Source organism: Rhizobium sp. RSm-3, assembly GCF_001854685.1.
Classification (GTDB): domain Bacteria; phylum Pseudomonadota; class Alphaproteobacteria; order Rhizobiales; family Rhizobiaceae; genus Rhizobium; species Rhizobium ecuadorense.
Window position 1 is genome coordinate 201,385 of the sequence record NZ_MAWZ01000001.1, and the last position, 11,962, is coordinate 213,346.

Consider the following 11,962-nt stretch of genomic DNA (forward strand, 5'->3'; position numbering starts at 1 on the left):
ACGATGGATTATTACGACATTTTCATCAGCGTTCTCGCCTCCACGATCCGCTTGTCGATCCCGCTGATTTTTACCGCCCTTGCCGGTCTGTTCTCGGAGCGCGCCGGCATTTTCGATATTGGCCTCGAAGGCAAGATGCTGGGCTCGGCCTTCGCCGCTGCCTGTATTGCCTATCTCACCGATTCGGCCTGGCTCGGTCTCGGCGCCGGCATCGTCTGCTCGGTGGCGCTCAGCCTGGTGCACGGCTTCGCCTCGATCACCAATCGTGGCAACCAGATCGTCTCGGGTGTGGCGATCAACTTCTTCATCGCAGGTATCACCATCGTGCTCGGCCAGGCCTGGTTCGGTCAGGGCGGGCGCACGCCGCAGCTGTCGCCGGAAGCGCGCTTCGCGCCGATCATCCTGCCGGGTGCCGATGCCGCCCGCGACATACCGATCCTCGGCCCGCTCTACGCCAATGTCATCTCCGGCAACAATATCCTGACTTACCTTGCCTTTCTTGCCGTGCCGTTTTCCTGGTGGGTGCTGTACCGCACGCGCTTCGGCCTGCGCCTGCGCGCCGTCGGCGAAAATCCGGGCGCGGTCGATACGGCCGGCATCTCGGTCGCCTGGCTGCGCTACCGCGCCGTCATGTGCGCCGGCATCCTCTGCGGCTTTTCCGGCACTTATCTGGCGATTGCCCAGTCCGCCGCCTTCATCAAGGACATGTCGGCCGGCAAGGGCTATATCGCGCTGGCTGCCCTCGTCTTCGCCAAGTGGAAGCCGGTGCCCGTGATGTTTGCCTGCCTGCTCTTCGGCTTCCTCGACGCACTGGCCAATTTCATGCAGGGCAAGCAGGTGCCGTTGATCGGCGAGGTGCCGGTTCAGGTCTTCCAGGCGCTGCCCTATATCCTCACCTGTGTCCTGCTTGCCGGCTTCATCGGCGTGGCGATCCCGCCGAAGGCCGGCGGCGTGCCCTATACGAAGGAACGTTGATCATGTCTCACGACTTGTTCGAAGCCGCCCGCGGCGCCATGGCCTTTGCCCATGCGCCCTATTCGAAATTCCCGGTCGGCGCGGCGATCCGCGCCGAGGACGGCAAGGTCTATGCCGGCGCCAACATCGAGAACCTCTCCTTTCCGCAAGGATGGTGCGCCGAGCCGACGGCGATCAGCGCCATGATCATGGGCGGCGCCAGGAAGATCGTCGAAATGGCTGTGATTGCCGAAAAGCTGCCGCTCTGCCCGCCCTGCGGCGGCTGCCGCCAGAAGATCTCCGAATTCGCCTCCAAGGATACGAAGATCTATCTGTGCGATGAGGCGGGCGTGCAGAAGACCATGACGATGGAAGAGCTTCTTCCCTTCAGCTTCGAGACCGAACTCGGATGAAGGCGACGGTCGATCTGCTCGCCGCATTGCTCGGCACCATCAAGCCGCGCCATGGCATCGTGCTCGGCTCCGGTCTCGGCTCGCTGGTTGGGCAGCTGGAAGGCGCCGTGCGCATTCCCTATCGCGATTTGCCGGGCTTTCCCGTCAGCGCCGTCTCCGGCCATGCGGGCGAGGTCGTCGCCGGCCGTCTCGGCAGCGTGCCTGTCGTCATGCTCTCCGGCCGCGTGCATTATTACGAGAAGGGCGATGCCAATGCCATGCGCCTGCCGATCGAGGTGTTGAAGGCGCTCGGCGTCGAAGCGCTGATCCTGACCAATTCGGCCGGATCGCTGCGCGACGACATGCCACCCGGTTCGGTGATGCAGATCACCGACCACATCAACTATTCCGGCATGAACCCGCTGATCGGTGAGGAAAGCGATCATCGTTTCGTCGGCATGACCAGCGCCTACGATGCCGGCCTCGCTACGGCGATGCAGACGGCAGCCGCAAAGCTCAAGATCGAGCTGGCGCAAGGTGTGTATATGTGGTTCTCCGGCCCGAGCTTCGAAACGCCGGCCGAAATCCGCATGGCGCGCATCCTCGGCGCCGATGCAGTCGGCATGTCGACGGTGCCCGAGGTGATCATCGCAAGAATGCTCGGTCTGCGGGTTGCCGCCGCTTCGGTTATCACCAACTATGGGGCAGGCATGACCGGCAATGAGCTCAGCCATGAAGAAACCAAGGACATGGCGCCCGTCGGCGGCGCCCGTCTCGCCGCCATTCTGAAAGAGATGATTGCGGCCAGAACAGGATGATTTTAGGCCGGGTCGGCCTAAAATCTGAATCCTGTTCTAAATTAAATAGCGAGAGCATGATGTCGCCTGAAAACCGCTCACACTTTTCGGCATCATGCTCTAGAGGAAATAAAGATGAATAGCCATTCCATCCGGGAAACGGCGGCGGTCGCCCTTTCCCTTCTCGATCTGACCAATCTCAAGGATGATTGCACCGAGGCGCAGATCGATGTGCTCTGCACCCGCGCGCAGACGCCCTACGGCAACAGCGCTGCGATCTGCATCTGGCCGCGCTTCGTCGCCCAGGCCCGCAATATCCTCGGCACCGGCCATGCCGTGCGGATCGCCACCGTCGTCAATTTCCCCTCCGGCAATATGGAAGTGGCCGATGTCGCCGCCGAAACCCGTGAGGCAATTGCCGATGGCGCCGACGAGATCGATCTGGTCATCCCCTACCGCAAGCTCATATCAGGCAATGAGAAGGCGGTGACCGACATGGTCAAGGCGGTGCGCGCCGAATGCGCCGGTTCCGTCCTGCTGAAAGTCATCATCGAAACCGGCGAGTTGAAGGATGCGGCATTGATTCGCAGCGCCTCCGAACTTGCCATCGAAGCCGGCGCCGATTTCATCAAGACCTCCACCGGCAAGGTCGCCGTCAACGCGACGCTCGAAGCCGCCGACATCATGATCCGCGCCATTCGCGAGAGCGGCCGCAAGGTCGGCTTCAAGCCGGCCGGCGGTATCGGCTCGGTGGCGGATGCGGCGCTCTATCTGAGCCTGGCCGAAACCATCATGGCGCCCGACTGGGCGATGCCGTCGACCTTCCGCTTCGGCGCCTCAGGCCTGCTCGACGATATCCTGGCAGTTCTGAGCGGAACACAGTCTGCACCTGCCGCGGCGTCGAGCTATTGAAATGATCCCGCAGGAGATCATCCGGCGCAAACGCGACGGCGACGAACTCGACCCCGCCGATATCCGGTCCTTCATTGCGGCACTCGCGGCCGGTCACCTGTCGGAAGGCCAGATCGGCGCATTTGCCATGGCCGTCTGGTTCAAGGGCATGTCGCGTGAGGAAATCGTCGCCTTGACGCTGGCGATGGCCGATTCCGGCGATCGGCTGCAATGGGGGGATATCGACCGCCCGATCGCCGACAAACACTCGACCGGCGGCGTCGGCGACAATGTTTCGTTGATGCTGGCGCCGATTGCTGCAGCCTGCGGCCTCGCCGTCCCGATGATATCAGGGCGCGGTCTCGGCCATACCGGCGGCACGCTCGACAAGCTCGAATCCATTCCCGGCTATATGATCACTCCGGATGCCCCTCTGTTCCACAAGGTCGTGAAGCAGGCGGGATGTGCCATCATCGGCCAGACCGGCGCCCTGGCGCCGGCCGACGGCAGGCTCTATGCCGTGCGCGACGTGACCGCCACCGTCGATTCCATTCCGCTTATCACCGCCTCCATCCTGTCGAAGAAGCTGGCGGCCGGGCTTCAGACCCTGGTGCTCGACGTCAAGGTCGGCAACGGCGCCTTCATGGCCGACCGCGCCCAGGCAGAGATTTTGGCGCAGTCGCTGGTCGAGGTGGCCAACGGCGCGGGTGTCAGGACCTCGGCGCTGATCACCGACATGAACCAGCCGCTCGCCGATGCCGCCGGCAACGCCGTTGAAATGCGCAATTGCCTGGATTTCCTGGCCGGTGGGAAGCCGGATACGCGGCTCGAGACCGTCGTTCTGGCCTTCGCTGCCGAGATGCTGGTGACATCGGGCATTGCCGCGTCCTCTGAGGAAGGTGAGGGGATGGCGCGTCGGGCACTGTCATCGGGGAGGGCGGCAGAGGTTTTTGCGCGCATGGTATCCCTGCTCGGCGGTCCGGCCGATCTCCTTGAAAACCCCGACCGGTACCTCGTCAGGGCGCCGGTGGAAAAACCTGTCCCGGCCGCCCGGTCCGGCTGGCTTGCCGCCTGTAATGCGCGCGGTATCGGCGTCAGCGTCATCGATCTCGGCGGCGGCAGACGCCATCCCGCCGATCGCATAGATCACCGCGTCGGCTTCTCCGAACTCCTGCCGCTCGGCACCCGCGTCAGCGCGGGCGAGCCGATCGCGCTGGTTCACGCCGCCGATGACACAGCGGCGCAAAGGGCAGCGGCCGCACTTGCCGCGCACTACCGTATCGCCGAGGAAAAGCCGGAGCTGACCCCGGTGATTTCGGCCCGGATCTGACGCGGTTTACTGCTTGAGGCTGAGCGAACCATCTGCGACGGAATAGGAGGCGAGCTTCTGCAGGAAGCTCATACCGACCAGCGTCGTCGTCAGCGCCTCGTCCTTGAGCACGAAGGCTTCGACATTGCGCACGCGAATACCGCCGATTTCGACCCGGTCGAGCATCACATGCGCCGCCTTCGTCTGGCCGTTGGCGGTATTGACCCCGTAGCGGAAATCGAGCTGGTTGGCCGTGTAGCCGAGGCGGCGGGCGAGCGTCTCGTTGAGCGCCACATAAGTCGCACCGGTATCGATCAGGCCTTGCACCGACTTGCCATTGATCTTGAAGCTGCCGGTATAGTGGCCCTGCGCATCCGCCTGCAGGCGGATAGCATTGCCGGCGGAGATCGCCGCGGCTGCGGCGGGCTTGTCGCTTTCGGTCGAGATGTAATTGGCGGAGAGAGCGTCGGCAGGCGGCTGGCCGGTGCTTCCGAAGAAGGAAGGCGCCTGTGTGGCCAGCACTGCGGCGATGCTGGCGAATATGACGGTACGCACGAGCATGAAACAGAAATCCTTCCTGTATAAACCCCGCTTCATGCGGGGCCTCATTCTTCAAGCTTGCTACGCCCCAAGTGCTGACAAGTTGCTAATACCGACAACGAAAAGGCCCGGAACGAAGCGTCCGGGCCATAAAGTCTTTCGATTTGGTAAAGGAAGGCTGAAATTACTTGGTGCCGTACATGCGGTCGCCGGCATCGCCCAGGCCGGGCATGATATAGCCCTTCTCGTTGAGATGGCTGTCGATCGAGGCGGTGAACACCGGAACATCGGGATGGGCGGCGCGGAAGTTCTGGATGCCTTCCGGGGCGGCGAGCAGGCAGAGGAAGCGGATATTGTGGGCGCCGCGTTCCTTGAGCTTGTCGATCGCCGCGATCGAGGAATTGCCGGTCGCCAGCATCGGGTCGACGACGATGATCAGGCGCTCGGCCACGTCTTCAGGCGCCTTGAAGTAATATTCGACCGGCTGCAGCGTCTCGTGGTCGCGGTAGACGCCGATATGCGACACGCGGGCGGAAGGCACGAGATCGAGCATGCCTTCGAGCAGTCCGTTGCCGGCCCGCAGGATCGAGGCGAAGACCAGCTTCTTGCCTTCGAGGATCGGCGATTCCATCGTCTGCAGCGGCGTCTCGATCGTTGCCATCGTCAGTTCGAGATCGCGGGTCACTTCGTAACAGAGCAGTGTCGAGATTTCGCGCAGCAACCGGCGGAAACTGCCCGTCGATGTTTCTTTGCGCCGCATGATGGTGAGCTTGTGCTGCACCAGCGGATGATCGATGACCGTGACGCCGTCCATGGGGAAGCCTTTCATTCTTGCTGTCGAATGTTTCTTTCACGGAAATCGGCCCGACCGCAAGAGTGGCGGCAAATTTGCACCGATCTTCCCCAGCCTCGCTCAACATTTGGCCGTCAAAGCCGGGCGAGCAGAACCTTGCGGGTGTCTTCGTCGACGAAGGCCGCCTCGATCGCGGTTCGCGTCATGGCATTGATCTCGGCATCGCTGAATCCGAAAGCCTCGGCGGCCAGTTCGTATTCCCGCGCAAGCGAGGTATGAAAGAAAGGTGGATCGTCAGAGCTGATCGTCACCCGCACCCCGGCTTCCTTCAGCCGCCGCAGCGGATGGGACGCGAAATCGGGAAAGACCCCGAGCGCGATATTGGAGCCCGGGCAGATCTCGAGCACGGTACCGAGATCGGCGAGCTGCTTCACCAGATCGAGATCTTCGATGGCGCGCACGCCATGGCCGATGCGCGAGGGGCGCACCGCATCGAGCGCGTCGGCGACGCTGAAGGCGCCGCAGACCTCGCCGGCATGGATGGTGAGCCCCAGTCCGGCATCGCGGGCGATATCGAAGGCCCTGCTATAGTCGGCGACGCGCCCCATCCGCTCCTCGCCGGCAAGGTTGAAGCCGGTGATCAACGGATTGCCGGCCTTTGCCGCATATTCGGCGGCACCGATCACGCTCTCCGGGCCGAAATGCCGCTCGCCGGTGACGATCAGCCGGGCCTCGATGCCGCTCTTTTCCCTGGCCCGCCGGATGCCTTCGCAGATGCCTGAGATATAGGCGTCGGCGCCGAGCCCGATGCGTTTGCCATGGTCGGGCGAAACGATCAGTTCACTGTAGATCGTATTGATGCCGGCGAGTTCGTCGAGATAGGTCTCGGTCAGAAGCGCATAGTCCTCCTCGGTCCTGTAGACCTCGGAAACCTTGTCGTAACATTCGAGGAAACTTGCGAAATCATGCCAGACATAGGCTCCGCCGCGAAGCTCGCCGCTGATATCGACGCCGTATTTCAGCGCCTGCGCCTCGGTCAGTTCAGGAGGTGCCGCACCCTCCAGATGGCAGTGCAGCTCGACCTTCTTCAAATGCGATGTCACAGAAAGCTCCTTCCATGCGGTCCGGCCGGAATGCCGAGATGGCGGGCGATGCTTTCGCCGATATCGGCATAGCTGCGACGCACGCCGATCGAACGCGACCGGATGCCGGGGCCGTAGGCGATGACAGGCACGCGCTCGCGCGTATGGTCGGTGCCGCGCCAGGTCGGATCGCAGCCGTGGTCGGCGGTGAGCACGACGAGGTCACCCGGCTTCAGTTTCTTATGGACTTCGGCCAGGCGTGCGTCGAAGGCTTCGAGCGCCGCGGCATAACCCGGCACATCGCGGCGATGGCCGTAAATCATGTCGAAATCGACGAAATTGGTGAAAACGAGATCGCCGTCTTCGGCCTCGTCGATGGTGGAAAGCGAGGCGTCCATCAGCGCCTCGTTGCCGTTCGCCTTGATGATCCTGGAAATGCCTTGATGCGCGAAGATGTCGCCGATCTTTCCCACAGCGTGCACGTGCCGGCCGTATTCGATCAGCCGGTCGAGCAGCGTCGGCTCCGGCGGCAGCACCGAGAAGTCGCGCCGGTTTCCGGTGCGCTGGAAGGTAGAGCTGGAATGACCGACGAAAGGCCGCGCGATGACGCGGCCGATATTGTAGCGATCGAGCAGTCCGCGGGCTGTGCCGCAGAAGGCGAGCAGCCGATCGAGGCCGAAATGCAGCTCATGCGCCGCCACCTGGAAGACCGAATCCGAGGAGGTGTAGCAGATCGGCTTGCCGGTGCGGATATGCTCTTCGCCGAGCCGGGCGATGATCTCCGTTCCGGAGGCATGGCAGTTGCCGAGAATGCCCGGCACGCCTGTCTCCTTGCAGAGCGCCTCGATGAGTTCGGCGGGAAAGGCGTCGCCCTCTATCGGGAAATAACCCCAATCGAAACTGACGGGTGTTCCTGCGATTTCCCAATGGCCTGACGGCGTATCCTTGCCGCGAGAGATTTCGCTGGCGGCGCCGTAAATGCCGTAGACCTTCTCCGGGATCGGCATGCCCGCCGGAAACCGGCCGGAGGCGGAGCGGGCGATCTGCATCAGCCCGAGTTCGGACATATTGGGCAGGCAAAGCGGCCCGCTGCGCAATCCGGCCCGGTCTCCCGCGCCGGCTGCGCAGAACTCGGCGATATGGCCGAGCGTATCGGCGCCTTCGTCGCCATAGGCGGCCGCATCCGGCGCTCCGCCGACGCCGAAGGAATCCAGAACGAAAAGAAAGGCACGCGCCATTTTACACCCGAGAAAGCCGATCGCCAGCCTCAGGGACGTCGGAGGCGGCAGAGGTTCAGGCATATAATGCTGCGGCCGGCTTGGCAAATTCGGGGGAGGCAAAAGCCGCCTCAGCAGTCGCCGCAGGGGATCGAGTCGCCTTGCCGCTGGCGGTAGAAATAGCTGCGGCTGATGGTGATCGTGCGCATGCCGTCAGGCATGAAGTTCGGCGCAAACAGGAACATCGTATAGGGGATGCTGAGCTCGGTGCGAACCAGGAAGCTGTTCGCCGTCTTCATGTCGGACGGCACGTCGGACACTGCTGTGTTCTTGGCATAGGGCGCCGTCCCGTCCTGCGCCCAGGACCAGAGCACTTTCGCATTGGCGCCGGCATCGACGGTGATCCCGGTGATCTTCAATTTAAGCGACGTCGTGTTGTAGGGCACGAAGATCGAGTTTGCGACCGACGGCATCTGCGCGAGCGCGCTCTTCGTGACGGATTGCTGCTGGGTGACGAGGTCGGCCACCGAGCCTGCGGCGCGTGTCACCCGCTTGCTGACGCTGAGGCCGATGGTGATCTCGAAGGCGCCGATATAGAGCATGACGAGCACGGGAAAGAGGATCGCGAATTCGATCGCTCCGGCGCCTTTGCGATCTCGGGCCAGCCGCCGCGCCGTCAATACCAGCCTGGTGAACGGGTTGCGAAGCGCCATTATGGATACTGCTCGTTCTGGAAGGCCGCGGTTGCGACGATCAGATAATACTTCGGCATCGAACCGTCGGAAGGCCGTATCGTCGTGATATAAGGCCGGACCAGATCCGTGATGATTTCCCAGCGGTAGTAGGCGCGGACCATGTTGATGGTGCCGGCGCCGCCCGGCGTATATTTGAAGGCCGCCGTGTTGATGTCGGCATATTTGTTGGTGGAAAGCTTGGGAATCGTCGTCGGAATGGCCGAGAATGTGCCGAACGTCTGCACATCCACGTAGAGCTTGCTCGGTGTAGCCGCTTCGCTGGTCGAGCAGCGGATCAGGATCGAGATCTCATCACAGAAAGCCTGACGAAACTGCGTCTGGTTCATATCGGTCGTGCGGCCGAGATTATAGGTGATCTGCCCGGTTCGCATCTTGCGGCTCATCGTATCGACGGCGTTGGAGACGAGTTCCTCGGCAGCAAAGGCGACAAACGTTTCGAGGACGGCGAAAATCACCAGGAAATAGGGAATGGCGAGCAAGGCGAATTCGATCGCCGCAGCACCATCGCGCGAGCGGGCGAGAGCGCGAAACCGCAAGAATCGGAACGGCGCCGGAGGATGCGCCTTATCCGTCTTCTGATCAATTGCCGTCATTGCCTGGACCCGAGCGATATTCTCTGTCCGCTACACTAGGGTCCGTTCGTTGATTTTCCGTTTCAGTCTGACGCGACGATTTTAACGAATGGCCGAAGAAGTGAGGGAAACCGATCAGGGGGAGGTGGTGCCGGTCGCCGCCTGCTGGGCATGCTGCTCGCAGTTCGGCGTGCAGGACAGCACGGAGCGTTCGGTCTGCCGGTAAACGCGCACCGTATTGCCCTCATCGATCGACACCAGAATACGCTCGTCGAGGATGGCATTGCCATCGGCATCGAGCAGCACCAGATTGGTGGTGCCGAAGCTGCGTCCTGTCAGCACGATCGTCTTGGCGTCGGCGACGGTCGCATCGGCGACCTTGGCGTTGCCGACGATGACCTTGCTGACAGGGCGGTCGAGCTTCAATACGCGCGCGTGATCCATATAGACGCGCAGCATGTCATCGTCTGCGGCCGCGGAAATTCCCGAAACACCGAAAACGGCGATCATGCCGGCAAAGAAAATGGTTTTGCCGCTCGATGACATTTGGTCCTCTTTCACGATCACAGCGCAATATCGGCATAGAATGGAAAAAAATGGTGAACGAAGCCTTAAGCCAGTCACCTTGTTCCGGAATGATGCGGGATGATCCGATTTGACACGGCCTCTGGAGGCGCACGCGGTGGCTGGAAGTCGAGTGTGTGCTATTTGCGGATGAATGCAGCCGATATAGCAGGAATATTGTTAAATATTGAGGTAAGCCTGTAAGAAAATACTTACTCTACAAAGGCATGTTGTCCCGTTCACATCTAGTTAACTCTTTTCCTTAAGCCGATGGAAACGCCCATTCGCTAGGTTGCAGTCATCCGATCAACGGCAACAGTTGGCGGACGTGCTGAACATCAACTGGAGTTAGGAGTAACCATGACCAAGCTTTTTAGCCGTTTTATGAAGGACGAATCCGGCGCGACCGCGATCGAATACGGCCTGATCGCCGCTCTCATTTCCGTAGCGCTCATCACCGGCGCAACGGCGCTCGGCGGCAAGATCGGCAACACGTTTAACGGCTTGAGCACCAAAATGGACGGCGCTCAGACTGCAAGCGGCGGCTAATAACGGCATCCGTATAATACCGGCCATTGATTTGGCCGATATATCGAGTGGGCTCACAGGCTGAACGGCCGTGAGCCTTTTCGCATCACGTCAGGATCGGGTATACGCATGATCGCAGCTGCAGTCTTCTTGATACTGCCACTCTGCCTGGCCATGGCGGCCTTCTCGGATCTGTTCACCATGACGATCCCGAACCGCGTTTCCCTGATCCTCATCGCCTCCTTTTTCGTTCTCGCACCGCTGTCCGGCCTTGGCTTGCAAGCGATCGGGATGCATCTTGCCGCCGGCGCCATTGTCTTTACTGCGTGCTTCGCTCTTTTTGCCTTCAATGTGATGGGCGGCGGCGACGCCAAGCTGTTGAGCGCCACCGCGCTCTGGTTTGGCTTGAACGAATCCCTTCTTTTCCTGATGACCGATGTCGCCGTCATCGGCGGCTGCATCACCTTGCTGATCCTGCTGGTCAGAGCGCAATCGAACACGATCCTCGCCATCGGCCTGCCGGTGCCGAATTCGGTCCTGTTCGCCAAGAAAATCCCCTACGGCATCGCCATCGCGATCGGCGGCTTCATGGCTTTCCCTTCCTCGCCGCTCTTCCTCGCCGCGCTGGAAAGCCTGAAATAATGGCATTTTAAATGCCCGTTAACTTAAAATGTAAGCGTTCCATTAACCATAATTATACCAATTGCTGAGCATTCTGCAGGGCGAACATATCGTGCCCTGAGGAATGATCGATGAAACCGGCCCGCCTTATAATCCTAGCTGTCGCCCTGGTGGCAGCCGGCCTTGCCGGCTTCCTGGCGATGCAAATGGCGGGCAGTGGCGGTGTCGTCACCCAGGTTCAGTCAGTGATCGAGAAGGAACCGACCGTCAACATCCTCGTCTCCAACGCCAATCTGGCGGTCGGCGAAAGGCTGGACGAGAAGTCGGTTCATTGGATGCCCTGGCCGCAGGGCGGTGTTGTCCCGGGTCTGATCACCGAAGCCGACAAGCCGGACGCGATCAAGGATCTGCAGGGTGCCGTCGTGCGCCTGCCGATCTTCGAAGGTGAACCGATTAGGCCGGAAAAGGTCGCCGATTCCAATAGCCGTATCCTTTCCTCGCTGCTGCCGGCCGGCAAGCGCGCCGTCGCGACCGAGATATCGGTGGCGACGGGTGCCGGTGGTTTCATTCTGCCGAACGACCGTGTCGACGTCATCATGGTCCGCAAGGGCACCGAGGCCAACAAGCTCATCACCGAAACCGTGCTGAGCAATGTCCGCGTCCTCGCCATCGACCAGCAGATTCAGGAAAAGGACGACGGCTCGAAATCGGTTGTGGGAACGACTGCGACGCTTGAGCTCACGCCGGATCAGACGAAGGTTCTCGCCGTCGCCCAGCAGATGGCGGACCGGCTGTCGCTGGCGCTTCGTTCGGTCGCCGATGCGCAGGAGCAGGATACCAGCGCCGCCGACTATCTGCTGAGCGGTGACAACGGCAGTGCGATTATCCAGGTCATTAAATCCGGCGCCATCGTTACCGATGCCGGCGCAGCGCCGAAGGCGGAGTAA

General features: G+C 61.5%; 15 protein-coding genes. 8 read left to right on the forward strand and 7 right to left on the reverse strand.

The window, feature by feature from the left end; genetic code table 11:
• Positions 1-3: 3 nt before the first annotated feature.
• From BBJ66_RS00935 to deoA, 5 genes are all read left to right on the forward strand, one after another.
• Positions 4-975: an ABC transporter permease gene (locus BBJ66_RS00935; RefSeq protein WP_071084321.1), complete on the forward strand. Its 972-nt coding sequence runs from the start codon at positions 4-6 to the stop codon at positions 973-975.
• A gap of 2 nt (positions 976-977) precedes the next feature.
• A complete protein-coding gene (locus BBJ66_RS00940) occupies positions 978-1,367 on the forward strand; it encodes a cytidine deaminase (RefSeq protein ID WP_049734162.1) in 390 nt (129 codons plus the stop codon).
• On the forward strand, positions 1,364-2,164 hold the full coding sequence (locus BBJ66_RS00945) for a purine-nucleoside phosphorylase (RefSeq protein ID WP_071084323.1): 801 nt from the start codon (positions 1,364-1,366) through the stop codon (positions 2,162-2,164). The genes BBJ66_RS00940 and BBJ66_RS00945 overlap by 4 nt, the downstream gene beginning before the upstream one ends.
• 114 nt (positions 2,165-2,278) lie before the next feature.
• Positions 2,279-3,055 carry a deoxyribose-phosphate aldolase gene (gene deoC / locus BBJ66_RS00950; protein ID WP_071084325.1) on the forward strand — a complete coding sequence of 259 codons (777 nt, stop codon included), beginning with the start codon at positions 2,279-2,281 and terminating at the stop codon, positions 3,053-3,055.
• Between the two features lies 1 nt (position 3,056).
• The gene (gene deoA, locus BBJ66_RS00955; RefSeq protein ID WP_071084327.1) at positions 3,057-4,364 is read left to right on the forward strand and encodes a thymidine phosphorylase; all 1,308 of its coding nucleotides are present in this window, start codon (positions 3,057-3,059) and stop codon (positions 4,362-4,364) included.
• Between the two features lie 6 nt (positions 4,365-4,370).
• Here the strand turns inward: deoA and BBJ66_RS00960 are convergent, their stop codons facing one another.
• From BBJ66_RS00960 to BBJ66_RS00990, 7 genes are all read right to left on the reverse strand, one after another.
• Positions 4,371-4,940, reverse strand: coding sequence for a TIGR02281 family clan AA aspartic protease (locus BBJ66_RS00960; protein ID WP_071084330.1), 570 nt, complete (start codon positions 4,938-4,940; stop codon positions 4,371-4,373).
• A 127-nt stretch (positions 4,941-5,067) separates the two neighbouring features.
• On the reverse strand, positions 5,068-5,697 hold the full coding sequence (upp, locus tag BBJ66_RS00965; protein ID WP_049734167.1) for a uracil phosphoribosyltransferase: 630 nt from the start codon (positions 5,695-5,697) through the stop codon (positions 5,068-5,070).
• Positions 5,698-5,810: 113 nt separating this feature from the next.
• Positions 5,811-6,779, reverse strand: coding sequence for an adenosine deaminase (locus BBJ66_RS00970; RefSeq protein ID WP_071084332.1), 969 nt, complete (start codon positions 6,777-6,779; stop codon positions 5,811-5,813).
• Positions 6,776-7,996 carry a phosphopentomutase gene (locus BBJ66_RS00975; protein WP_071084334.1) on the reverse strand — a complete coding sequence of 407 codons (1,221 nt, stop codon included), beginning with the start codon at positions 7,994-7,996 and terminating at the stop codon, positions 6,776-6,778. The genes BBJ66_RS00970 and BBJ66_RS00975 overlap by 4 nt, the downstream gene beginning before the upstream one ends.
• A 110-nt stretch (positions 7,997-8,106) precedes the next feature.
• Complete coding sequence (locus BBJ66_RS00980; RefSeq protein ID WP_071084336.1) at positions 8,107-8,688, reverse strand: TadE/TadG family type IV pilus assembly protein; 582 nt, start codon at positions 8,686-8,688, stop codon at positions 8,107-8,109.
• Positions 8,688-9,323, reverse strand: a complete 636-nt coding sequence (locus BBJ66_RS00985) for a TadE/TadG family type IV pilus assembly protein (protein WP_071084337.1) — start codon at positions 9,321-9,323, stop codon at positions 8,688-8,690. The genes BBJ66_RS00980 and BBJ66_RS00985 overlap by 1 nt, the downstream gene beginning before the upstream one ends.
• Before the next feature lie 114 nt (positions 9,324-9,437).
• The gene (locus BBJ66_RS00990) at positions 9,438-9,848 is read right to left on the reverse strand and encodes a pilus assembly protein N-terminal domain-containing protein (RefSeq protein ID WP_049734172.1); all 411 of its coding nucleotides are present in this window, start codon (positions 9,846-9,848) and stop codon (positions 9,438-9,440) included.
• A gap of 378 nt (positions 9,849-10,226) precedes the next feature.
• On the opposite strand from BBJ66_RS00990, the gene BBJ66_RS00995 reads away from it, so the two are divergent.
• The 3 genes from BBJ66_RS00995 to cpaB all read left to right on the forward strand — a co-directional run bounded on the left by BBJ66_RS00995 (position 10,227) and on the right by cpaB (position 11,962).
• On the forward strand, positions 10,227-10,415 hold the full coding sequence (locus BBJ66_RS00995) for a Flp family type IVb pilin (RefSeq protein ID WP_071084339.1): 189 nt from the start codon (positions 10,227-10,229) through the stop codon (positions 10,413-10,415).
• A gap of 108 nt (positions 10,416-10,523) precedes the next feature.
• The gene (locus BBJ66_RS01000; RefSeq protein ID WP_071084341.1) at positions 10,524-11,036 is read left to right on the forward strand and encodes an A24 family peptidase; all 513 of its coding nucleotides are present in this window, start codon (positions 10,524-10,526) and stop codon (positions 11,034-11,036) included.
• A gap of 110 nt (positions 11,037-11,146) precedes the next feature.
• A complete protein-coding gene (gene cpaB, locus BBJ66_RS01005) occupies positions 11,147-11,962 on the forward strand; it encodes a Flp pilus assembly protein CpaB (protein ID WP_049734175.1) in 816 nt (271 codons plus the stop codon).